Here is a 21,685-nt window from a genome sequence, read left to right on the forward strand (position 1 = left end):
AGCGCCGTCGAAGGCGCCGACGGCCCTGGTCGGTGTCAGTGCGGTCGCGTACGGTGAAGGTCCCGCGCACGACGCGCGAACCCCTTCCATGACGTTCCGTGACATTCCGTGATCGTGTCAGTCCCTTCTCACGACCAGGAGGCCGAAGGTGCCGGTCCTTGCCGGAGCCGAGCCGTTTCACCACGAGGGCGGGGAGGTCGCCGTCCTCCTCTGCCACGGCTTCACCGGATCACCGCAGTCGCTGCGCCCCTGGGCGGAGCACCTCGCCGAGCACGGCCTGACCGTCTCCCTGCCACTGCTGCCCGGGCACGGCACGCGCTGGGAGGACCTGCGGATCACCGGCTGGCAGGACTGGTACGCGGAGGTGGACCGTGAGCTGCGCCTGCTGTGCGAGCGCCGCGAGACGGTCTTCGTGGCCGGTCTGTCGATGGGCGGCGCGCTGGCCCTGCGGCTGGCCGCGAAGCACGGCGACGCCGTCCGGGGCGTCATGGTCGTCAACCCCGCGAACAAGGTGCACGGCCTGGCCGCGCACGCCCTCCCGGTGGTCCGCCACCTCGTCCCCGCGACGAAGGGCATCGCCAGCGACATCGCCAAGCCGGACAGCAGGGAGCTCGGCTACGACCGGGTGCCGCTGCACGCGGCGCATTCGCTGCGGCAGTTCTTCCAGGCCACCGACCGCGAGCTGCCGCAGGTCACCCAGCCGGTGCTGCTGCTGCGCAGCCCGCAGGACCATGTGGTGCCGCCCGCCGACTCGGCCCGGATCCTCAGCCGCATCTCGTCGACGGACGTGAAAGAGGTCATCCTGGAACAGAGCTACCACGTCGCCACGTTGGACCATGACGCGGACCGGATCCACGAGGAGAGCCTCGCGTTCATCGGCCGCATCGCGTCCGGCCTCGACAAGGAGCCCGGGCTCGGCAAGGAAGGGACGACCGCAGGTGGCTGAGCACGACTCCGACCGCGAGGGCCGGGAGCCGGACGAGAAGGGCGTCCCGTTCGACGAGGAGGCCGCCTGGGCGGCGATCGTCGCCGGGTACGGCGAGGAGCCGCCGGACCCGCCGGGCGCCAAGCCGTTCAAGGCGATCGAGGACCTGGCCCTGCCGGCGACCGGGACCAACGACACCGTGATCGACGGCGACCGGGGCGATACGGCCGTGAAGTCCGGGGACGCCGTGAAGCCGGCCGACCCGGAGGAGGCCGAGGGCTCCGCGGAGAAGGCCGAGGGCTCCGCGGAGAAGCCCGCGAAGCCCCTGGGCGGCTCCGTCTCCTTCGCGCCCGGTGTCGGCCCGCGCGACTACTCCGTGCCCGAGCCCGCCGAGGACGACTTCGACGAGGACGACGAGGGCCACTTCGTGCCCCCGGAGCCGCCCCCGCTGCCGACCGCCGACCCGACCGCCAAGTTCGCCTGGCTCGGCGTGCTCGGCGGGCCGGTGCTGCTTCTCCTGGCCGTGCTGCTCGGCTGGGAGATGACCTGGTGGCTGGCCACGCTGGGGATCGGCGGGTTCCTCGGCGGCTTCGCGACGCTGGTGATGCGCATGCGCACGGACGACGAGGACGACGACGACCCCGGGCGGGGTGCGGTCGTCTAAGCAGCCGGGACTCTGAGGGCGGCCAGGACCGGGAGGTGGTCCGTGGCCGCCCTCAGGTCTGTGCCGGACACTCCCGGGAGCCCATGGGGGTTCCCCCGCTCGAGCTCGGCCGAGAGTGGGGGAGGCACGCCGCAGCCCAGCACCTCGATGTCCTTCGTCGCGAAGATCGCGTCGATGCGCTGGTAGGGGTCGGTGGGCGTCCAGGTGTGCTCGCCGCCCCAGGGGGCCGCGGCCCGGCAGTCGGTCAGGCCGTCGGCCAGCCGGCGGAAGGCCGGGCCGTCGGGACCCTCGTTGAGGTCGCCGCCGGCGATCGCGTGCTCCACCCCCATGGCCGCGAGCCGGTCCAGGAGCATGCCGGACTGCTCGTAGCGCTCGTCCTTCTGGAGGGACAGATGGCAGCTGAGCACGCCGAGGCGGGTGCCGGCGACGCGGACGACCGCGGTGGCGAAGCCGCGGCGGTGCAGGCCGGGGGTGGGGGGCAGGAGGACGTCCTCCGTGCGTTCGACGCTCACCCGGAGCGAGCTGAGGACGGCCGGTCCGGTGGCGGTGGCGCCGCCGGTGACGATCACCAGGTCGGACGCGAGGGCCAGGCGGGCGAGTTTCTTGCGCCAGCGGAAGAAGCGGGGGGCTTCTTGGACGAGGACGAGGTCGGGCTCGCACGCCCTGATGACCCGGGCCAGGGCGTCGGTGTCATCGCGCATGGAGCGGATGTTGTAGCTGAGGACCCTGATGACCGCGGAACCGTCGGGTTCTGTACGCGAGTTGGGGAGCAGGGGCATGTGATCAATCTACGCCCGACAGCTCGGGGCGCGAGGCTTGTGCGCGGGTGCCGTTGTCCGTGGCTTGTCGCGCAGTTCCCCGCGCCCCTGAGCATGCAGGGTGTTTAGATGATCGGGTCGGGTTCCCTCGCCAGGTCCGCCGCGCCCACCAGGCCGGCCTTGTTGCCCAGCTCCGCCGCGCGGACCTCGGCCACCGGGCGCCAGTTGCCGCCGACCAGCCAGCGCTTGTAGGACTTGCGGATCGGGCCCAGGACCAGCTCGCCCTCGTCGGAGAGACCGCCGCCGACGATGAACGCGGAGGGGTCGAAGAGGGAGGCGAGATCGGCGAGGCCCGCGCCGACCCAGCGGGCCAGCTCGCGGTAGGAGTCGACGGCCACCCGGTCGCCCTGGCGGGCGGCCATGGAGATGTGCTTGCCCTCGATGCCGTCGGGCGTGCCGTTGCCGAGGCCGAGCAGGGTCTCGGCGTTCTCCGGGGTGGCGTTGGCGCGCTGCTTGGCGTACCTCACCAGCGCCCGGCCCGACGCGTACTGCTCCCAGCAGCCCTGCGAGCCGCAGCCGCACAGCAGGCCGTCCGGCACCATGCGGATGTGGCCGAACTCGGCGGCCACGCCGAAGTGTCCGCGGCGCAGCTTGTTGCCGATGATGATGCCGCCGCCGAGACCGGTGCCCAGCGTGATGCAGATGACGTTGCGGTGGCCCTTGCCGGCACCGAACTTGTACTCGCCCCACGCCGCGGCGTTCGCGTCGTTCTCCACGACCACCGGGAGGCTCACGCGGGCCTCGACCTTCTCCTTGAGCGGCTCGTTGCGCCAGTGGATGTTGGGCGCGAAGTAGACCTCGGAGCGCTGCCGGTTCACGTAGCCGGCGGCGCCGATGCCCACGCCGACGATGTCGTGACCGACGCGTGCGCCGTCCACCGCCGAGGCGATGGCGTCCACGATGCCCTCAGGCGTGCCCGGGGTCGGCACCTTGTGGGTCGAGAGGATGTTGCCTTCCTCATCGACCACGCCGGCCGCGATCTTCGTGCCGCCGATGTCGACGCCGATGGTGAGTCCCATGAATCCCTCAGTTTCGGTCGAGCCCCGCTACGGCCAACGGTACCCGAGGCCCTGCCGTCGGGTTCGCCGTCGTCCGCACGGTGGGCACCGCCGGGCGGCCGCCCGGATCCGCCGATCCGCCGGGTTCGGAGGGCTCAGTCCAGGTCGATGCGCTCCCCGGGACCGGCGTCGTCGCCACCGTCCCGGCGTTCGCCCTGGTCACGGGGGTCGTTCCGGTCGTCGCGCCCGGTCCAGCGCCGCTCCTGGGCCTGGACGGCGGAGCGGTAGGCGGCGAGCAGCTCGTTCCCGGCCGCCGCCAGGTGGTCGAAGACGTCCGGATTGCGCTCGATGACGGGTTCCACGGCGTCCTTGGCCTGCTGGACGACCTGCCGGACGACCTGCTGGGCGGCGGGCCCCGCGACCGCGCCGAGCGGGGACTGTGCCCCGGACAGCTTCTCCGCGACGGCGTCGACGAGCTTCTTCAGTTCCTCGGCCGCGGAACCAGGGGGCGTGCCGTACTGGGTGCGGCGGCGGGCCTTCTCCGCCTGGAGGTCCTCGGCGCACGCGGTCGCCCAGGCGTCGGCGTCGCTCGCCCGCATCTCGTCCGCGGCCTCTTTTTCGCGGGCGGCGTCGGACGGCGGGAGCTCTTCGCTCATGACGGACTCCTGACTACGGTTCGTCCCTCCGACGTTACCCGAACGGGCATACCGGTTTCACGGGCCGGGACCGGCCTTGTTCTCCCCGGTCCCGCCCTGCTGTCTCACCGGTTCTGCGGCCACTGCTTCGCGTCGGGTGCGAAGCGGATGTGCAGCTCACCGTCGCGCAGGGCGGCCCCGTCGACGGTGCAGCGGCGCAGCACGGAGGGCAGCGGAACGATCCGGCGGAACCGCCCCGCCGTGACGACGAGTTCGTCGCCGCGCCGGACCAGGTCCAGTTCCTCACGTATGGCGCCGGGCAGCGGGATCCGCCAGACGAGTACGCCGTCCTCGCCGAGCCGGTCGGTCACCGGCCAGTCGGCCCGGGTGGCCGGCTGCCCGACGGCGGGCACGGCGAGGGCGGTGAGGTCGTCGGTGCCGCGCGGGTCGCGTCCGAGATGGGCCACGGTGCGGACGTCGTACGACTCCCGCCACTCCTCCAGCGTCTTGCGCTGCTGGGCGACCGGGCCGGCGAGCCAGGTGTCCGGGGACGCCTCGGGCAGGACGCGGTTGGCGACCACGATGTCGGTGCGCAGGCCGCGCAGGGCGAGGCCCAGGCCCGCGGTGCGCAGCGCGTCGGCACCGGCCGGGCCGGGCTCGGCGACCAGGCGTACGGCGGTGTCGCGGTCGGCGACGACCGCCTCGACCGCGGCCAGTTCCAGGTCCCAGCGGGCTGCCGCGTCGTAGAGCCACTCGGCGGGCATGGGGACACCGGCGAGGCGGCCGAGGACGGGGCGCAGGGCGCGGGCGGCCTGGCGTTCGGGCGGGAGCAGGCGGCGCAGGTAGCGGCGGAGTTCCTCGGGCAGGGCGAGCAGGGCGAGGGCCTGCGGGGCCGGGGGGAGGTCGACGACGAGGGTGTCGTACTTCTCCGACAGCGCGGCGTCGCGCAGGGCGCGCAGCAGGGCGAGTTCCTCGGCGCCGGGCAGGGGCGTGAGTTCCTCGGGGTCGAGGCGGGAGGCGCCGAGGAGGTCCAGGGCGGACGAGGCGCGGTCCTGGAGGGCGGTGAGGTCCCTGCGGAAGTCCTGGGCGGCGTCGGGGCGCCAGGCGGTCAGGTGGGGGGCTGCCTCGACCGGGACCGGGCCGGTCTTCACCCCCAGGGCGGCACCGAGGGTGTCCGTGCGGTCGGTGCCGAGGACGAGGGTGTCGGTGCCCTCGGCCGCCGCGGCCAGGGCGGTCGCGGCCGCGAGGGTGGTACGACCGCTGCCGCCGGGGCCCGTGATCAGGATGGTGCGCATGGGTGTGACGGTACCGGGCGTCGACGAGGCGCCCGGTGTCGCCGTGAGGCCGGGTGGGTGCGCGGCCGGGGCTACTTGCCCGCTTCGACCCTCTTCTTCAGACCGGCAAGCGCCCGGTCGATGATGACCTTCTCCGCCTTGCGCTTGATCATGCCGAGCATGGGGATCTTGACGTCCACGGTCAGCATGTAGGTGACCTCGGTGCCGCCCGTACCGGACGGCTTGAGGAGGTACGACCCGTCGAGGGACCGGAGCATCTGGGACTTCACCAGTGTCCAGGACACCTCGTTCTCGCCGGTCCAGGTGTAGCCGAGGACCTGGTCGTCCTTGATCGCGCCCGCGTCCATGACGAGGCGGACCTGCTCGGCGCGGCCCTGGCCGTCGGTCTTCAGGACCTCGGCCTCCTTCACCTCGCCGGTCCAGTCCGGGTAGCGGGCGAAATCGCTGATGACCGCCATGACGTCGGCCGGGGCCGCCTCGATGGTGATACTCGAGCTGGTGTGTTCCGCCATCGCCGTGGCTCCTCCAGATGCGGGCCGGTATGAGGTCGTGCGCACGTGCGCGCAGCGTGAAGGCTACCGCGCACGGGGCCCGCGGATCTCATCCGACCTGGGGCGTCCTCACCACTCCAGTGCCCAGGGCGTTCCGGTCGACGCGAAGTGCCCCACGTTCACACACTCGGTTGCCCCGATCCGCATCCTCTTGACCAGCGGCTGGTGCACGTGTCCGAAGAGGGAGTACCGGGGCCGTGTGCGGCGGATGGCGTCCAGCAGGGCGCGGCTGCCGCGCTCGAAGCGGCGGGCGACGGTGTCGTAGACCAGCTCGGGGACCTCGGGCGGGATGTGCGTGCAGAGCACGTCCACCTCGCCCACGGCCTCGATCTTCGCCGCGTACTCCTCGTCGCTGATCTCGTACGGCGTCCGCATCGGTGTGCGCAGGCCGCCGCCGACGAAGCCGAAGACCCGGCCGCCGATCTCGACGCGTTCGCCGTCGAGGACGGTGGTGCCGGGGCCCGCGTACTCCCGCCACAGCGTCGGCATGTCGACGTTGCCGTAGGTGGCGTACGTAGGAGAGGGGAACGCGGCGAACAGCTCGGCGTACTGCTTGCGCACCGCCTCCTCGATCACCGTGGCGCGGTTCCCCTGGACACCGGCCCACAGCTCGGCCCCGAGCACCCGGGCCTCCTCGAAGCGGCGGGCGGTGCGCAGCGCGACGATGCGGTCGGCGTTCTCGACGCCGAACAGGTCGGGGAAGATGCCGCGCGAGTGGTCGGCGTAGTCGAGGAAGAGGACGAGGTCGCCCAGGCATACCAGGGCGTCGGCGCCCTCCCCGGCCCTGGCCAGGTCGCGGGCGTTGCCGTGCACGTCGCTGACCACGTGCACGCGCGTCCGGTGGTTTCCGGCTGGTGTGGGTGCCATGGCGATCAAGGGTAGGTGGAGCGCCGCACTCGTGAACAGTGGCGGCCCTACCTGCGGTTACTGGCCAGTCATTTAGTGCTTGGACTACTGTGCGCGAAGAAATACCCAACCGTGTGACGCAGCGAACATCTCGACGGGACCCCCTGTCGGAGAAGCCATACCGGCGGGTAACGTCCGGGCAGTCCAGTCGTGCTCTGCATTTCAACAAGTGAATGCCTGAGTACCCGCCCGAGCCTTGGACCGCACCGTCGCAGCACACACCGTCGTGGCGCCGGCGCCCTATGAGGAGCAGCAGTCTTGCGCGAGTTCAGCCTTCCGGCTTTGTACGAGGTCCCTGCGGACGGGAATCTGACCGACATCGTCCGCAGAAACGCCGCGCAGCACCCGGACGTCGCCGTCATCGCCCGCAAGATCGGCGGCACCTGGCAGGACGTCACCGCCACCACCTTCCTCACCGAGGTGCACACGGCGGCCAAGGGGCTGATCGCCGCCGGGGTCCAGCCGGGCGACCGGGTGGGCCTGATGTCCCGCACCCGCTACGAGTGGACGCTGCTGGACTTCGCCATCTGGAGCGCGGGCGCGGTGACCGTGCCGGTGTACGAGACCAGTTCACCGGAGCAGGTGCAGTGGATCCTCGGGGACTCGGGCGCGACCGCCTGCGTCGTGGAGTCGGACGCCCACTCGGCCGCGATCGAGTCGGTGCGCGACCGGCTGCCGGCGCTGAAGCACGTGTGGCAGATCGAGGGCGGCGGCCTCGACGAACTGGGGCGGCTCGGCCAGGACGTCTCGGACGAGACGGTCGAGGAGCGCGGCTCGATCGCCAAGGCCGACGACCCGGCGACCATCGTCTACACCTCCGGTACCACCGGCCGCCCCAAGGGCTGTGTGCTCACCCACCGCGCCTTCTTCGCGGAGTGCGGCAACATCGTGGAGCGCCTGCGCCCGCTGTTCCGCACCGGCGAGTGCTCGGTGCTGCTCTTCCTGCCGCTGGCGCACGTCTTCGGCCGGCTGGTGCAGATCGCGCCCATGATGGCGCCGATCAAGCTCGGCTGTGTCCCGGACATCAAGAACCTCACCGACGAGCTGGCCGCGTTCCGCCCGACGCTGATCCTGGGCGTGCCGCGCGTCTTCGAGAAGGTCTACAACTCGGCGCGCGCCAAGGCCCAGGCCGACGGCAAGGGCAAGATCTTCGACAAGGCCGCCGACACCGCGATCGCCTACAGCAAGGCGCTGGACACCCCCTCGGGCCCGTCCCTCGGCCTGCGGATCAAGTACAAGACGTTCGACAAGCTCGTCTACGGCAAACTCCGCGCGGTCCTCGGCGGCCGGGGCGAGTACGCCATCTCCGGCGGCGCCCCGCTCGGCGAGCGGCTCGGGCACTTCTTCCGCGGCATCGGCTTCACGGTCCTGGAGGGCTACGGCCTGACCGAGTCCTGCGCGGCCACCGCGTTCAACCCCTGGGACCGGCAGAAGATCGGCACGGTCGGCCAGCCGCTGCCCGGCTCGGTGGTGCGGATCGCCGACGACGGCGAGGTGCTGCTGCACGGTGAGCACCTGTTCAAGGAGTACTGGAACAACCCGGGCGCGACCGCGGAGGCACTGGCCGACGGCTGGTTCCACACCGGTGACATCGGCACGCTCGACGAGGACGGCTACCTCAGGATCACCGGCCGCAAGAAGGAGATCATCGTCACCGCGGGCGGCAAGAACGTCGCCCCGGCCGTGATCGAGGACCGCATCCGCGCGCACGCGCTGGTCGCGGAGTGCATGGTGGTGGGCGACGGGCGGCCGTTCGTGGGCGCGCTGGTCACCATCGACGAGGAGTTCCTGGGCCGGTGGTGCTCCGACCACGGCAAGCCGGTGGGTGCCACCGCGGCGTCGCTGAGCGAGGACCCGGAGCTGCTGGCCGCGATCCAGGCGGCGATCGACGACGGCAACGCCGCGGTGTCGAAGGCGGAATCGGTGCGGAAGTTCCGCATTCTGTCCTCCCAGTTCACGGAGGAGTCGGGCCACCTGACGCCCTCACTGAAGCTGAAGCGGAACGTGGTGGCGAAGGACTACGCGCACGAGATCGAGGCGATCTACGCGAAGTGACCCACGGGTCCGCTATGGCGCGGTGTCCTCGGCGAGGACCCGCGCCATCGTGCGTTCGGCGAGCGCGGTGATGGTGACGAAGGGGTTCACCCCGAGCGACCCGGGCACGAGCGAGCCGTCGGTGACGTACAGCCGGGGATATCCCTTGACCCTCCCGTAGTCGTCCGTCGCCCTGCCCAGCACGCAGCCGCCCAGCGGGTGGTAGGTGAAGTCGTCGGCGAAGACCTTGCTCTTCGCACCGAACAGGTCGTACCGGTAGATCGTCGCGTTGGCCGCGTTGATGCGGTCGAACAGCTTCTTGGCCATGGCGACGGAGACCGCGCTGTGGGCGGCCGTCCAGCCGAGCCGCAGCCGGCCCGAGCCGGTGTCGTAGGAGAAGGACGCCCGCTCCGGGTTCCTGGTGATCGCCAGGTAGAGGCTCACCCAGTGCTCCAGGCCCGTCGGCAGCGGGGCGATCTCGGCGAACACCGGGTTGGCGCTGTTGGCCCAGTCGTCGATGCCCATGACCGGCATGGTCGACTGGTTCGCGCCGACCGTGTCCCACAGGTGGTTGGCCCGGCCGAGCATCACGTTGCCGTTGGTGCCCCAGCCGGCGCCGACACTGGCGTCGAGGGCGGGCAGGGTGCCCGTCTCCCGGGCACGCAGCAGCAGTTCGGTGGTGCCGAGGCTGCCGCCGCCGAGGAAGAGGTACGTGCAGCCGTACTGCTTGGTCTCGACGACCCGGCCGGTCTCGTCGATGCGGTCGGCGGTCAGGACGTAGGTCCCGTCCGGCGCGCGGCTGATCGCGCGCACCTTCTCCAGGGTGTGGACGGTGACGTTGCCGGTGCCGAGCGCGGCGGCGAGGTAGGTCTTGTCGAGGCTGCGCTTGCCGTGGTTGTTGCCGTAGATGACCTCACCGCCGAGCGCCGACCTCGGGGCGGTGCCGGCCGCCTCGCGCTGCATGTGGCCGAAGTCGTAGACGCTCGGCACGAAGGTGGTCCGCAGGCCGGCCGTCTCGGCGTGCCTGCGGGAGACGCGGGTGAAGCGGTACCACTCCGTCGACTCGAACCAGGCGGGGTCGACGGTGTTCACGCCGAGGGCGGCGCGGGCGCGCGGGAAGTACGTGCCGTACATCTCGTCGGCGTCGACGGTGGGGAACTGCTCGGCGAAGTACGCCCGGGGCGGGGTGACCGCCATGCTCCCGTTGACCAGGGAGCCGCCGCCGACACCGCGGCCGACGTAGACGGACATGTGGTCGAAGTGCACGCGGTCCAGGACGCCCGGGTAGCGGCCGATGTCCCGGTTGACGACGTCCAGCCAGAGGAAGGAGCCGAGGGGGGCCTCGGTGCGGGTGCGGAACCACATGGAGCGGCTGTCGGGTGCGCTGGTGGTGCAGAAGACCTTTCCGTCGGGGCCGGGGGTGTTCCAGAGGCGGCCCATCTCCAGGACGAGGGTGCGGTGGCCGGCCTGGGCGAGGCGGAGGGCGGCGACCGCGCCGCCGTAGCCCGAGCCGACGACGATGGCGGGCGCGGTGTCGACCGCGTCGGGCTCGACCTCTCGGGCGGAGGCGAGGGAGACACGGGAGAAACCGAGGGCGGCCGCCGTCTGGAGGGCCGCCATACCGAGGACCTGACGTCTTGTCAGCTGACGCTGCATCAGTTTTACTGTCATGCGCGCAGCATGTGCGGATTTTTCCGTTCCGCCTAGGGTCCGGGAGCCCTGCTCACAGCAAAGCTTCGAGCTTCTCCGCGAGCAGGTCCCAGCGCCACTTCTCCTCGACCCACTCCCGCCCCCGCTCCCCCATCCTGCGGCGCAGCTCGGCGTCGCCGAGGAGGGTGGTGATGCGGTCGGCGGCATCCTCCGGGGAGCCGCCTCCCACCACCCAGCCGGTCTCGCCGTCGAGGACCGCGTCGGGGGCGCCGCCCGAGTCGCCGGCGACGACCGGGAGGCCCGTCGCGGAGGCCTCCAGGTAGACGATGCCGAGGCCCTCGACGTCGAGGCCGCCGCGGCGGGTGCGGCAGGGCATCGCGAAGACGTCGCCGGCGCCGTAGTGGGCGGGCAGCTCGGACCAGGGCACGGCGCCGGTGAAGCGGACGGCGGAGGAGACCCCGGTCTCGCGTGCGAGCCGCCGCAGGTCGTTCTCGTAGGGGCCGCCGCCGACGATCAGCAGCACGGTGTCCGGCTCGGCGGCGAGGATGCGGGGCATGGCCCGTATCAGGGTGTCCTGCCCCTTACGCCGTACGAGGCGGGAGACGCAGACCACGACCGGGCGGTCCGTGAGGCCGAGGCGGGCCCGGATCTCGTCGCCGCCCGAGCCGGGGTGGAAGGTCTTCTCGTCGACACCCGGCGGCAGCTGGGCCATGCGTGCTGCCGCCTCGGGCGTGAGGGCGGAGGAGATCCGCGAGCGGGTGTACTCGCCGAGGTAGGTGATCGTGTCCGTGGTGTCGCCGATCCGCCGCAGCAGCTGCCGGGCGGCGGGCAGCTGGGCCCAGCCGGCCTCGTGGCCGTGCGTGGTGGCCACCAGCCGCTCGGCGCCCGCGGCACGCAGGGCCGGCGCCATCAGGCCGAGCGGGGCCGCCGCCCCGAACCACACCGAGGTGCACCCGTGCTCCCGCAGCAGCCCGACGGCCCGCCGGGTGGCGCCGGGCGTCGGCAGCAGCATGGTCGTGCGATCCCGTACGACGGTGAAGGGCTGCTCGGCGTCGAAGGCGCGGGTCGCCTCGACGCCCTCCCGGCTCCGCTTCCACGTGGAGGCGTAGACGACCAGCTGCTGCGGGTCCAGCCGCAGCGCCATGTTGTGCAGGAACGCCTGGATGCCACCTGGCCGGGGCGGAAAGTCGTTGGTCACGATCAGGGTCTTGCGCACGCCGCCGACCCTACCGAACCGCCCCTCACGGCCCTGCGCGGCGGCACATATGGCACGCTCACAGGCGGCGGGGCCATCATGGCCCCCTCGACACGGCACGCGAACGGGCAGGGATCACGTGAAGACGACAGGCGCGGGGCGGTCCCTGGCATGGCTGCCGGTGGTCTGGTGTCTCACGAGGCTGTTGCTGCTGTTGTTCGTCCTGAAGGTGTACGTCTTCCCCGGCCCGGACGTCACGAGCGACGTGCACGTGATCTACCAGGGCTGGTACGGCGTCCTGAGCAGCGGAACGTTCCCTCTGCACGACGTCACCTGGCAGTACCCGCCCGCCGCCGCGCTGGCGATCCTCTCCCCCGGCCTGCTGCCCTTCCTGGACTACGCGACCGCGTTCTTCGTGCTGGTCTGCGTCACCGACCTGGCCGTGCTGGCCCTGATGACGTGGGCGGGACGCCGCCCGGGCCGGTCGCTGCGGGGTGCCTGGGTGTGGGTGATCGGCGTGCCGCTGCTCGGGCCGACGGTGTACGCCCGCTACGACGTGATGGTCACGGCGGTGGCGATGGCCGCGCTGCTCGCGGGCGCCCGGCACCCGAGGGCGATGGGGGCCCTGGCCGCATTCGGCGCCCTGCTGAAGGTCTGGCCGGCGATGCTGCTCCTGGCCGCCCGCCGCCGCAGCGCCTGGGTGTCGGCCCTGGTGACGGGCATCGCGGTGACGGGTGCGTTCGCCCTGGCCATGCCAGGCGCGTTCGCGTTCCTGACGTTCCAGCGGGACCGGGGCACCGAGGTGGAGTCGCTGGGCGCGCTGGTCTTCCATGTCGCCCGGCACTTCGGCTGGCAGGGCGAGGTGAAGCTGAACTACGGCTCCATCGAGTTCCTCGGGCCGTATGTGAGCGAGGTGAGCACGGGCGCGCTGTTCCTGACCGGGGCGGCCTTCGGCTGGCTGGTGCTGTGGCGGCTGCTGGCCCGGCGCTTCGAGGAGCACACGCTCGCCGACGCGGCCTTCGTGGCGGTGCTGATGTTCACCACCACCAGCCGGGTGATCAGCCCGCAGTACATGGTGTGGCTGGTCGGACTGGCGGCGGTGTGCCTGTACTTCCCGGGGAGCCGGATGCGGCTGCCGGTCGCCTTGGTGCTGGTGGCGAGCTTCGTGACGGTGCTGGAGTTCCCTTTCTGCTTCGCCAACGTGGTGGCCAGCGACGGCCTCGGCCTCACCCTGCTGTTCCTGCGCAACGGTCTCCTGGTCGCCGCGGCGCTGATCGCGGCCCGCGCCCTGTGGCGGGCGACGGTGCCGAGCACGATCCCCGCTCCCGTACCCCCTCAGCCGGCCCATGCCGACGGGACACCCGTCTCCTCCTGAGCCGGGGCCCGCCGGAACAGCAGCCCGGCCAGGGCGCACTGCACGGCCGTCGCGAGCGCCAGCGCCAGGCACACCCCGGGCAGCCCCAGCCCGGTCAGGCCGTACGCGAGTGCCAGTTGGACGGCCGCCCCGAGCACGGTCACCCGCAGCAGTTCCGAAGCTCCTCCGCTGCCCTCGAAGACCCCGCCCAGCGCGACGAGGCAGCCCATCAGCAGCAGGTAGGGCCCGACGCAGCGCAGGAACAGCACACCCTCGCGCGCCACGGTGGGCCCGGCGCCGAAGGCGGCCATGATCCAGGGGGCGGTGACGGACAGCAGAACGGCCGCGGTGAGCCCGAGGCCGCCGGCGAGGAGCACGGCCTGCCGGCCGATCGCCCGCCGCTCGTCCAGCCCTGCCCCGCGCGTGTGCGCGGTGTGGATGGAGGCGGCCTGGCGGACGGCGTAGAAGGCCATGGTCGCCACGTACATGGCCTTGTAGGCGATCGCGTACGCGGCCACCGCCGTCACCCCGAGCCGCGCCACGATCGCGACCAGGACCAGGGCGCCGGTCTGCCGCACGGTGAAGTCGGCGGACATGGGCAGGCCGGTCCGCAGCGTCCGCCGCACGGAGACGCCCAGGGACTCGCCCGGCTCCACCCCGCGGGCCGTGACCAGCAGGGCGTTGCGCCGGACCGCGACGAGTCCGGCCCCGAGCGCCACGCAGCGGGACAGCACCGTCGCGGCGGCGGCGCCCCGGACGCCGTGGAAGTGGATGAAGAGCGGGTCGAGGACCAGGATCAGGCCGTTGGCCAGCAGGGCGAGGCGCATCGGGGTGCGGGTGTCGCCGGTGCCCTTGAGGAGGCCGTCGACGAGTTGCTGCGCGAAGAAGACGGCCATGCCGGGCAGCGAGATCGCGAAGTAGGCGACGGCGAGCGGGAGGGCGGCGCCGTCCGGTCCGCCCAGCACCAGCCGGGCCAGCGGTTCGCGTCCCAGCAGGCCACCCGCCACGACAAGGGGTGTCACCAGCGCCCACAGCGCCCATCCGCCACGCACCGCGGCCCGTACGGCTGCGGGGTCGCGGGCGCCCCGGGCGTGGGCGACCAGCACGGTCGTGCCGGAGCCGAAGACCAGGGCGATACCGAGCAGCACGTTCTCCGTGTTGGTCGCCACGGCGACGGCGGCCACGGCCGGTCCGCCCAGCCGGGCGACCCAGACGGTGTTGATGATCCCGGCCACCACGGAGGCGAGCAGCGAGAAGTAGACGGGGCGGGCGAGCAGCACGAGCCGGCTGCGGTGGGCGTTCACGGTGGCGGTCCCCCTGAGGTCTGGTCGACCTCGATCCGAGCTGTATCGATGCGAGTTATCTCGTTTCGAGGTATGTCGTTAAGAGGTAGCATGCGCTCCGATCCACCCGCAAGGAGGACTCATGCTGGAGCTGTCGATCCTGGGCTTCCTGGCCGAGGAACCGCTGCACGGCTACGAGTTGAAGGAGCGCATCAAGGCGCTGACCGGGCACGTCCGGCCGGTCAGCGACGGCGCGCTCTACCCCGCGATCACCCGGCTGACCACGGCGGGCCTGCTCGACCAGCGCACCGAGCCGGGTGCCGGCGCGGCCCCGCGGCGGATCCTCGCCCTCACCGGCGAGGGCCGCGAGGAGCTGCTGCAGCGGCTGCGCCACCCGAAGCAGACCGAGATCACCGACCACGTCCGCTTCAACACGGTCCTGGCCTTCCTGCGCCACCTGCCCGACCGGCACGAGCAGGCCGCGGTGCTGCGCCGCCGGCTGGAGTTCCTGGAGACCCCGACGAGCTTCTTCTACGCGTCCGGCAAGCCGGTCCGTGCCGAGGAGGCGGAGGACCTGTTCCGCCAGGGCATGCTCCGGGTGGCCCGCGCTACGGGCGAGGCGGAACGGGCCTGGCTGCGGGAGGCCATCGAGGCGCTCGACCGGCCGGAGTGAGGGTGCGGGCGTTCCGGCCCGGTCAGCCCAGCTGCCCCCGCAGGTACTCCCGCCACGCCGCGGTGAAGGCCTCCGGTGTGGTTCCCAGCACCTTCCGCATGGCGTCCTCCACCGCCCCGGCCCGCTTCCCGTGCTCCCCGACGGCCCGGTAGAACGCGCCAAGGCGGGACTCGCCCCAGCGGTCGGCGATCAGCCGGCACGCCGTCCAGCCGCTCTCGTAGGCGCGGGCCAGGCGGCTCGCGTCGCCGGTGAAACCGAAGTCCTCGTCGTCCGGGAGCGCGGAGGGGGTTCGGCCCTCGGCGACCGCCCGGGACAGCTCGGGCGCGGCATCGGCGGGGGTACGGGCGGCGGCGCGGTAGCCGACCCAGTCGGCGTATCCCTCGGACAGCCACAGGGGTGTGGCGGCGGTGGTGCGGGCGCGGGTGGCGACGTGGGTGGTCTCGTGGGTGACGACGACCTGCTCGCCGAGGCCGCCGAGGAGCGCGAACGCGTCCGGGTTGACGATGATGCGGTCCGCCGGGGCCCGTCCCGGCGCGCCCGTCTCGCCGGTGGTGACCGCCGCGATCCCGCGGTAGGAGGAGGCGGGCGAGCCGAGCAGCCCCGCCATCCCCTCCAGTGACTCCGGCACGAGCACGACGACCCGTCGGCTCCAGTCCGCCCCCCACGCGTCCGATACGGCGGGCACCGCACGGTCGGCCAGGTCCGCGAAGTCGCGCAGCGACTGCCCGGACTGCCCGACGCCGAGGACGAGGCTGTGCCGCCCGCGGACGAGTTGCACCGTCCCCTGGTCCCAGAGCTGCTGTGCGGACTTCTTCGCGGGCCGGTCGGTGTCGACGGACCACTGCCCGTCCGCGTCCCGGCTCAGCCGCAGGGTGCGCCCGGCGGTCACCGGCGCCGGGTCGTACCCGGCGACGCGGTAGCGCAGCTCGGCTTCGGCGGTGGCCGTGTCGCCGGTGCGGTGCAGCCCGGTCACGCGGTACGACCAGGCGGCCACCGGCACCGCGCGCAGCCGGCCGAAATCGGTGCCCCTGCCGGTCCGTTCGTAGGCCCGCTCGTCACGGTCGAGGACCGCGGCGGCCCGCCGGTCCAGGAGTCGCTGGACGTCGGCCGTGGCGCTGTCGGCCGCGGGCCGCCCGCCGCACCCGACCAGGGCCACGAGCAGCAGGACGAGCGCCACCACCCCGGATCCCGACCTTCGACCAGCCACGCTCCCGATCGTACGGGCGCCGGGCCGCGCAGGTCAGACCCTGGTGACCGACGAGACGGGCATCATCCCGACCGGGTCGTAGCGCACGGGCGCGCCGGGGTAGGGCGCGTGGATGACCTGACCGTTGCCCATGTACATCCCGACATGGCTGGCGTCGCCCCGGTAGAGGACCAGGTCACCGGGGCGCGCCTCGGACAGTGGGACCTGCCGGCCGGCGTACCGCTGGCCCTGCGAGGTGCGCGGCAGGGAGACCCCGGCCTGCGCGTACGACCACTGCATCAGCCCCGAACAGTCGAAGCCGGACGGCCCGTTGGCGCCCCAGACGTAGGGCTTGCCGAGCGCGCTGCGGGCGGCGGCGACGGCGGCGGACCCGCGTTCCGAGGCGGCGGTGGCGCCGCCGAGGTCGGGCGTCCCGGCGCGGCCGGAGCGGGAGGCGCGGCCGTAGGCGTCGCGCTCGGCGCCCGGCAGGGAGTCGAGCAGCCGCCGGGCCGTGGCCAGCTTCTGCTGGACGGTCTTCTTGTGGGCGGCGACGGCCCTGCGGCTCTCCTCGAGTTCACGGAGCTTGCCGGCGGCCTCCTCGCGGTCCTGGGCGAGTTCGCGCATGGCTTCCTGGAGTTCCTTCAGCTCACCGGCCTGGTGGGCGGTGAAGCGGTCGAGCCGGGACGCCTTGTCGAGGTAGTCGTCCGGGTCGTCGGAGAACAGCAGGGCGAGGGACGGGTCGATGCCGCCCGACCGGTACTGGGCGCCGGCGAGCGAACCGAGGGACTCCCGCATGGAGTTGATGCGCTGCTGCTGGCGGGCGATCCGGTCCCGGGCGGTGCCGACCTCCTCGCGCAGCCCGTCGGCGCGCTCGTCGGCCTCGTTGTAGGCCTCGGTCGCCTTCTCGGCCTGCTCGTAGAGCCGGTCCACCTTGGCCCGGGTGTCGTCGTACGGTGCTGCGCCGACCGGCACCGCGCCCAGGGCGGCGGCCGCGACGGACAGGATACTGACCGCGGCACCGGCGCCCCGGTCGGACCCGGACGGTGCAAGGCGGCGATGGGACCCCACGGGAAGCCGCTCTCCTTCCGCTGGCGGACGTGAACGCGGCAGACAGTAGCCCCGTGGCAGGTGGCCGCCAACGACCATCCGTGGGTATCCAGCACTGCGCCCCGCCGCTGACGCAGGTCAAGGGCGGGGCGTGGGCTCACTCGGGGCTGTCGCGTTTCGCCCGAACGGCGGACACGGTGTCCTGGTCCCGAGAACGCCGAGGAGGCTGCGGGCGGACGTACGGGGCTGGGGTCAGACCCGGACGCCGAACATGAACGGGCCGCCGATGGTGTCCATCGACTCGTAGCGCACGACCGTGCCGGTGCGCGGGGCGTGGATGATCTGCCCGTTGCCGGCGTAGAGGCCGACGTGGTGCAGGTCGTTGAAGAAGAAGACCAGGTCGCCGACCTTGAGCTGGCTGACCGAGTAGATCTTGGTGCCGATCTGGGACTGGGCCTCGGAGGTGCGCGGGATCTGGATGCCGGCGGCGGCGTAGGCCCGGGAGGTGAGGCCGGAGCAGTCGAAGGAGCTCATGCCGGTGGCGCCGTAGACGTAGGGCTTGCCGAGCTGGCTCTGGGCGAAGGCGAAAGCGGCGGCGGCGCGGCCCGAGCCGGGCGGGACGTCGGCCGTGAGGGCGTCGCGCTCGCTGGTCCGGCTGGCGCGGTTCTGCTCGGCGGCGAGTTCGGCCTTCTCGGCGGCGGTGAGGCTGTTGAGCAGCTTCTGCGCGGAGGAGAGCTTGCCCTGGACTTCCTTCTTCTTCTTGCCGAGTTCGGTCCGGGTGGAGGCGAGGTCCTTGAGCTTCTCGGAGGCCTCGGCGCGCTCCTGGGCGAGTTCGCGCTGCTTCTCCTGGACCTTCTTCAGCGCCTCGACCTGCTGGCTGCTCAACTGGTCGAGCGTGGAGGCCTTGTCGAGGTAGTCCTCCGGGTTCGCGGAGAGGAACAGCTGCACGGAGGGGTCGATGGAGCCGGTGCGGTACTGCGACGCGGCGGCGAGGCCCAGGCTGTCGCGGAGCTCGTTGAGCTCCTCCTGGCCGCGGGCCACGTTGTCCTGGATGGTGGAGATCTCCTTCTGGAGCTTCTCCTGCTTCTCCTTGGCCCCGTTGTACTTCTCGGTGGCCTGCTCCGCCTCTTCGTAGAGCTTGTCGACCTTGGCCTTGACCTCGTCCTTGCTCGGCTTCTCGCTGGGGGCCGCGTTGGCGGCCTGCGAGCTGAAGGCGACGGCAGCGGCGGCGGCTGTGGTCAGCACGGTCACACGTGCGCGGCTCGGCTGCTTCGGACGACGGTGGGACGCCACGGGTGAAAAGCTCCTTCTGGCCCCTCCGCCGTCTCTCCCGATGAGTGATCACCCGAGCGGAGGTTCGGCCCGACCCTAGTGACCTTCCTGTGATCAGTTCAAATCCTCAGATGAAAAATTGCGTCACGGTAGGCCATCTTTTCATCTGGACTCACAGGCGGTGAGACCCACTTGACGCAACGTGGCTCACAGGCCCCGGCAATCCGGGCATCACGCCCGGAGGTTACGCATGGGGCGTACGCCCCCTAGGCCCTCGAAAGGCGCTTGAGGAGCATCGCCGAGGCCACCGGGCGGGCGCCGGCGCGGGCCACGCCGTCGGCGACCTCGCGGTCGGTGGAGGCCACGATGACCGGGCGGCCCGGCGGTTCGGCCCGCACCAGCTGGCGGATGAGCTCGTCGGCGGTGACGCCCGGCTTCGAGAACAGCACGCGCACCCCGCGCGGCGGGGCCAGCAGCACCGGTGCGGCGAGCTCGGCGCCGTCGAAGACGCAGGTCACCTCGGCGCCGCTCTGCGCGGCCAGTTGGGAGAGCTGCCCGAGCAGCCTGAGGCGCTGCTTCTCCAGCGGCATCTGCGGATAACCGGTCTTGGTGACGTTATAGCCGTCGACGACCAGATGGGCCTGCGGCAGCGCGAGCAGCTGGTCGAGGACCTGCGGGTCGTTCTCGGACAGGGCGCGGGCGGCGATGTCCTTCGGGGTCATCCGGCCCGGCTCGACGGCGTCGACGGTCTCGGCGGGCCGCACCGACACCGGCGGCAGGGCCAGTTCGCGGCGGAGCCCCTGGGTCGCGTCCAGCAGGGTGTCCAGCAGCAGCCGTACCCGCATGTCCTCGACGCTGCGACCCTCCCGGGCGGCCCGGCGCGCGGCCTCCAGGGCGGCCTCGGTCTCACCCAGCCGGGACTTGAGCCGCCGGGTCTCGCTCTCGGCGGCGGACACCTGGGCGTGCCCCTCCGCGCGGACGGCCTCGATCTCGCCGTGCGCCTTGCGCAGGGCGGCCTCGCCGCGCTTGACGTCGCTCAGGGCGGCCCGCAGCTTGCGGTGCAGCGACTCGGTTTCCTTCTTGGCCGATTCCAGCTCCGTGCGCAGCCGCTCGGTCTCGGTCCGGGTGTGGTCGCGGGCCCGGTCGAGCTCGGCGCGCAACCGCTCCAGCTCGGCCCGGCTCTCCTCGTCGGCGCGCTCGGCGTCGGCCCGCTGGGCCTCCTCGCCGGCGGCGGTCACCAGCTTCACCCAGCCGGGCGGCCGCAGTACGTAGGCCGCGGCCGCCACGTCGAGCGGGTCCGCGGCCGGAGGCGGGGAGCCTGAGTCGAGAGCGCCGGTCAGTTCCGGCTGGGCTTCTCTGAGCTTCTCCCCGACGCGCTGCCGGAACAGCGGATCGGTCTCCAGCGCCGCGGCCATCGCGTTGCCGGCGAACTTTGCCCTGCGGTTCGGGGCGAACCGGGCGTACTGCCTGAGCTGCGCGGGCAGCTCTCCCACCGTCAGCGCGCCGAAGCCGTCGGAGACGATCTGCACGACCCTGCGGCGCACGCCGTCGGGCAGGGGACGGTCGAGCACCTCGGCGGCGCCGTCGCCCGGCCCCCCGCCTGTGGTCTCCACCATCCGTCACACCCCAATGCCTGAGCGGGGCCGGCTCCCGTCAGGAGCCGGCGCCCGGCCTGTCCACGAGTTCCACCTGGTCCACCGCGTTGCACCAGCGGCAGCGCACCGACTCGATGGTCTCACTGAGCACCTCGCGCTCCTCGACCTTCGGCTCTCCGGCCAGGTCGAGGTGGACGTACTCGACGACCTTCGACGAGCGGGTCACGTCGAACCTCGTGAGGTTGCCGCAGAGGGTGCAGCGCCACCGCGTCTCGGCGGTCGGCAGGGGAACCGTCATCGTGACCTGTTCTCTTTCCTTCTAGTGTCCGTGACGCGACCGGCATCCCCGGTGCGTGTGGCTCGTAACCCTACGGCCTGGCGGGTACTCGCCGCCTGCGCGTCCGAGGCGGCGAGGCGGTCTGGGCGGTTGCGTCCGGTTACGTCATGCTCTGTGTTCATGATCCGCAAGTGGAGTGCGCCGATCGTCCGGGCCGGCAGATCGGTCAGGGGGTCGTCGGCGCCGGTGACGTACGCACTGATCACCCTGTGCTGCCTGTCCTTCCTGGCCGGACCCGCCTCGGGCCTGAACCCGGCGTACGGCACCGGTGACGAGCTGCTCGCCGTGCAGCGGTCCTACTTCCGGCGCTGGGGCGTGATTCCCGCAGAACTGTTCGAAGGGTCCGCGGGGTCGGCCCTCACCCCCGCCACGGCGCTCTTCGTCCACGGCAGCTGGGTGCACCTGCTCGGCAACATGCTCTTCCTCTACGTCTTCGGGGCGATGACCGAGGAACGGATGGGCCGCGTGCAGTTCACCCTGTTCTACGTCGGCTGCGGCTACCTGGCCCTGCTGGGCTACGCCGTCGCCAACGCCGACTCCGAGCAGTCCCTGGTCGGTGCCTCGGGGGCGATCTCGGCGGTCCTCGGTGCGTTCCTGTACCTGTTCCCCCGTGCCCGGGTGACCAGTCTCCTGCCGTTCCTCTTCTTCCTGCCGGTGCGCTTCCCGGCATGGATCGTGCTGCCGTTCTGGGCGGCGCTGCAGTGGCTGGCGGCCGGGCGGGCCTCGGACGGGCCGGGGGTGGCCTACCTCGCGCACCTGATCGGCTTCGGTCTGGGCTTCGGCTATGCGTCGGTCCGCTACGGCCGCCCCACCAGCCCTACTAGAGTGAAGGCCGCCCCTGCTCCGGCCCCCGAGGGAGAGAACCAGCCGTGATCACCGCGATCGTCCTGATCAAGACCAGCGTGGACCGGATCCCCGAGATCGCCGAGTCGATCGCGGCGCTGGACAGTGTCAGCGAGGTCTTCTCCGTCACCGGCACCTACGACCTGATCGCCATGGTCCGGGTCAAGGAGCACGAGGACCTGGCGGAGGTCATCCCCGGCCGGATCAGCAAGATCCCCGGGGTGGAGGGGACGGACACGCACGTGGCGTTCCGTACGTACTCACAGCACGACCTGGAGGCGGCGTTCTCGATCGGGCTGGACAACTGAGCCCGTCCGGCCCGCCCGGCCCCTCGGGTCTCTCCGGCCCGGCCGGCCCCTCCGGCCGCGGATGAAGAGTTCTTCATCCGGGCTTCATGCTGCTCACCGGGTCCCGTCCGCAGGAT

Annotated in this window: 21 protein-coding genes; 7 read left to right on the plus strand and 14 right to left on the minus strand. The window is 72.2% G+C overall.

Annotation, left to right across the window (positions count from 1 at the left end; genetic code table 11):
- The first annotated feature begins 148 nt into the window (after positions 1–148).
- Both ACIRDU_RS01960 and ACIRDU_RS01965 read left to right on the plus strand, forming a co-directional pair.
- Positions 149–946 carry an alpha/beta hydrolase gene (locus ACIRDU_RS01960; protein ID WP_403573049.1) on the plus strand — a complete coding sequence of 266 codons (798 nt, stop codon included), beginning with the start codon at positions 149–151 and terminating at the stop codon, positions 944–946.
- Complete coding sequence (locus ACIRDU_RS01965) at positions 939–1,589, plus strand: hypothetical protein (RefSeq protein ID WP_403573051.1); 651 nt, start codon at positions 939–941, stop codon at positions 1,587–1,589. Before ACIRDU_RS01960 ends, ACIRDU_RS01965 begins: the two co-directional genes overlap by 8 nt.
- Here ACIRDU_RS01965 and ACIRDU_RS01970 read toward each other — a convergent pair.
- The 6 genes from ACIRDU_RS01970 to ACIRDU_RS01995 all read right to left on the minus strand — a co-directional run bounded on the left by ACIRDU_RS01970 (position 1,586) and on the right by ACIRDU_RS01995 (position 6,711).
- Positions 1,586–2,368 (minus strand): endonuclease/exonuclease/phosphatase family protein, encoded by a 783-nt coding sequence (locus ACIRDU_RS01970; protein WP_403573053.1) that lies wholly within the window; start codon positions 2,366–2,368, stop codon positions 1,586–1,588. The two genes, ACIRDU_RS01965 and ACIRDU_RS01970, sit on opposite strands and share 4 nt — an antisense overlap.
- Before the next feature lie 104 nt (positions 2,369–2,472).
- Complete coding sequence (locus ACIRDU_RS01975; protein ID WP_403573056.1) at positions 2,473–3,426, minus strand: ROK family glucokinase; 954 nt, start codon at positions 3,424–3,426, stop codon at positions 2,473–2,475.
- Between the two features lie 134 nt (positions 3,427–3,560).
- Positions 3,561–4,061 carry a DUF5304 domain-containing protein gene (locus ACIRDU_RS01980; RefSeq protein WP_403573059.1) on the minus strand — a complete coding sequence of 167 codons (501 nt, stop codon included), beginning with the start codon at positions 4,059–4,061 and terminating at the stop codon, positions 3,561–3,563.
- A gap of 104 nt (positions 4,062–4,165) precedes the next feature.
- On the minus strand, positions 4,166–5,335 hold the full coding sequence (locus ACIRDU_RS01985; RefSeq protein ID WP_403573062.1) for an ArsA family ATPase: 1,170 nt from the start codon (positions 5,333–5,335) through the stop codon (positions 4,166–4,168).
- Positions 5,336–5,406: 71 nt separating this feature from the next.
- Positions 5,407–5,847 carry an SRPBCC family protein gene (locus tag ACIRDU_RS01990; protein ID WP_403573065.1) on the minus strand — a complete coding sequence of 147 codons (441 nt, stop codon included), beginning with the start codon at positions 5,845–5,847 and terminating at the stop codon, positions 5,407–5,409.
- A gap of 108 nt (positions 5,848–5,955) precedes the next feature.
- Complete coding sequence (locus tag ACIRDU_RS01995) at positions 5,956–6,711, minus strand: metallophosphoesterase (protein ID WP_403575098.1); 756 nt, start codon at positions 6,709–6,711, stop codon at positions 5,956–5,958.
- Positions 6,712–7,050: 339 nt separating this feature from the next.
- On the opposite strand from ACIRDU_RS01995, the gene ACIRDU_RS02000 reads away from it, so the two are divergent.
- The gene (locus tag ACIRDU_RS02000) at positions 7,051–8,847 is read left to right on the plus strand and encodes an AMP-dependent synthetase/ligase (protein ID WP_403573068.1); all 1,797 of its coding nucleotides are present in this window, start codon (positions 7,051–7,053) and stop codon (positions 8,845–8,847) included.
- Positions 8,848–8,859: 12 nt separating this feature from the next.
- On the opposite strand, the gene ACIRDU_RS02005 is transcribed toward ACIRDU_RS02000, so the two are convergent.
- Both ACIRDU_RS02005 and ACIRDU_RS02010 read right to left on the minus strand, forming a co-directional pair.
- A complete protein-coding gene (locus ACIRDU_RS02005) occupies positions 8,860–10,446 on the minus strand; it encodes a GMC oxidoreductase (protein ID WP_403575100.1) in 1,587 nt (528 codons plus the stop codon).
- Positions 10,447–10,549: 103 nt separating this feature from the next.
- On the minus strand, positions 10,550–11,692 hold the full coding sequence (locus tag ACIRDU_RS02010) for a glycosyltransferase family 4 protein (protein WP_403573071.1): 1,143 nt from the start codon (positions 11,690–11,692) through the stop codon (positions 10,550–10,552).
- 118 nt (positions 11,693–11,810) lie between these two features.
- Between ACIRDU_RS02010 and ACIRDU_RS02015 the strand changes: the two genes are divergently transcribed.
- The gene (locus ACIRDU_RS02015) at positions 11,811–13,046 is read left to right on the plus strand and encodes a glycosyltransferase 87 family protein (RefSeq protein ID WP_403573073.1); all 1,236 of its coding nucleotides are present in this window, start codon (positions 11,811–11,813) and stop codon (positions 13,044–13,046) included.
- Here the strand turns inward: ACIRDU_RS02015 and ACIRDU_RS02020 are convergent.
- The gene (locus tag ACIRDU_RS02020) at positions 13,007–14,329 is read right to left on the minus strand and encodes an MATE family efflux transporter (protein WP_403573076.1); all 1,323 of its coding nucleotides are present in this window, start codon (positions 14,327–14,329) and stop codon (positions 13,007–13,009) included. The genes ACIRDU_RS02015 and ACIRDU_RS02020 overlap by 40 nt on opposite strands.
- A 121-nt stretch (positions 14,330–14,450) precedes the next feature.
- Between ACIRDU_RS02020 and ACIRDU_RS02025 the strand changes: the two genes are divergently transcribed.
- Positions 14,451–14,981 (plus strand): PadR family transcriptional regulator, encoded by a 531-nt coding sequence (locus ACIRDU_RS02025; RefSeq protein ID WP_403573078.1) that lies wholly within the window; start codon positions 14,451–14,453, stop codon positions 14,979–14,981.
- A gap of 22 nt (positions 14,982–15,003) precedes the next feature.
- Here the strand turns inward: ACIRDU_RS02025 and ACIRDU_RS02030 are convergent, their stop codons facing one another.
- The 5 genes from ACIRDU_RS02030 to ACIRDU_RS02050 form a co-directional block, all read right to left on the minus strand.
- On the minus strand, positions 15,004–16,188 hold the full coding sequence (locus tag ACIRDU_RS02030; protein WP_403573081.1) for a hypothetical protein: 1,185 nt from the start codon (positions 16,186–16,188) through the stop codon (positions 15,004–15,006).
- Positions 16,189–16,221: 33 nt separating this feature from the next.
- Positions 16,222–17,235, minus strand: coding sequence for an NlpC/P60 family protein (locus ACIRDU_RS02035; protein ID WP_403573083.1), 1,014 nt, complete (start codon positions 17,233–17,235; stop codon positions 16,222–16,224).
- A gap of 231 nt (positions 17,236–17,466) precedes the next feature.
- Positions 17,467–18,507, minus strand: coding sequence for an NlpC/P60 family protein (locus ACIRDU_RS02040; protein WP_403573086.1), 1,041 nt, complete (start codon positions 18,505–18,507; stop codon positions 17,467–17,469).
- 245 nt (positions 18,508–18,752) lie between these two features.
- Positions 18,753–20,102: an NYN domain-containing protein gene (locus ACIRDU_RS02045; RefSeq protein WP_403573088.1), complete on the minus strand. Its 1,350-nt coding sequence runs from the start codon at positions 20,100–20,102 to the stop codon at positions 18,753–18,755.
- 37 nt (positions 20,103–20,139) lie between these two features.
- Positions 20,140–20,379 (minus strand): hypothetical protein, encoded by a 240-nt coding sequence (locus ACIRDU_RS02050; protein ID WP_003989675.1) that lies wholly within the window; start codon positions 20,377–20,379, stop codon positions 20,140–20,142.
- A gap of 159 nt (positions 20,380–20,538) precedes the next feature.
- Between ACIRDU_RS02050 and ACIRDU_RS02055 the strand changes: the two genes are divergently transcribed.
- Both ACIRDU_RS02055 and ACIRDU_RS02060 read left to right on the plus strand, forming a co-directional pair.
- A complete protein-coding gene (locus ACIRDU_RS02055) occupies positions 20,539–21,291 on the plus strand; it encodes a rhomboid family intramembrane serine protease (protein WP_403573090.1) in 753 nt (250 codons plus the stop codon).
- A complete protein-coding gene (locus ACIRDU_RS02060) occupies positions 21,288–21,569 on the plus strand; it encodes an Lrp/AsnC family transcriptional regulator (RefSeq protein WP_030848030.1) in 282 nt (93 codons plus the stop codon). Before ACIRDU_RS02055 ends, ACIRDU_RS02060 begins: the two co-directional genes overlap by 4 nt.
- Positions 21,570–21,685: the final 116 nt, after the last annotated feature.

This window comes from Streptomyces sp. NPDC093598 (genome assembly GCF_044764825.1).
Classification (GTDB): domain Bacteria; phylum Actinomycetota; class Actinomycetes; order Streptomycetales; family Streptomycetaceae; genus Streptomyces.